Below are 722 nucleotides of genomic sequence, written 5' to 3' on the forward strand. Positions count from 1 at the left end.
ATGCCTGCTCTACAAACGCTAGATATCGAAAATGTAAACTTCTCCAGTCTGGAGCACTTGACCGGCAAAAACTCTCTTACTACGCTACGTCTGGCTTCTCTAAGTCAGCTTAGCTCGGTAAAGGCCATAAACAGTCTGCCCTCTCTGCGGGAACTAGCTCTGTCCGGTTACTATGAGAACGCAGAGGCGTTATCTTTACCTAATGTGGGCCGAGTGGAAATTCCAAGCTCCTTTCTCACCGGGCTGAAGGCGCCCGCTACAACCAGCCTGACGCTCCGTGGCGGAAGCGGGGAATTGAACTTGGCTGCGCTGGGGAAATTCCCGAAACTGGAGCAACTCTCCCTCTGGGAGATCAGTGAAATAACCCATCTTGGCGCCCTGGACGGTTTGCCTCGTCTAGAGACTCTGAACATTTACGACTCGTCACTGTTCAAGGAAAGCGATGCCTTATTTCGTTTGAATCAGGTGAAATCTTTGGTGTGCTCCGAGTGTAGACTGAACTTTGAACAAAAGGCGGCCCCGGAGAACAGCGTGCTTGAACATTTGACCTTAGAGCAGCCATATTTCAGCATAAACAACACCTCTGTTACTGAAGTTGACCAAATGATGCCTTACTTTGCCAAAATGTCCGCTCTACGTTCCTTCACTCTGCAAGACAGCAATTTGGCTTCTCTCGAATTTATGAGTAACTGGCAGGCCATAGAAGAGCTTCATCTCGAGAA

Annotated in this window: 1 pseudogene; it reads left to right on the forward strand. The window is 49.2% G+C overall.

The annotated features are described in order from the left end of the window. Nucleotides 1-722: pseudogene (locus AMS66_RS23075) on the forward strand (leucine-rich repeat domain-containing protein); the annotation flags it as partial.

Source organism: Paenibacillus xylanivorans, from assembly GCF_001280595.1.
Lineage (GTDB): Bacteria > Bacillota > Bacilli > Paenibacillales > Paenibacillaceae > Paenibacillus > Paenibacillus xylanivorans.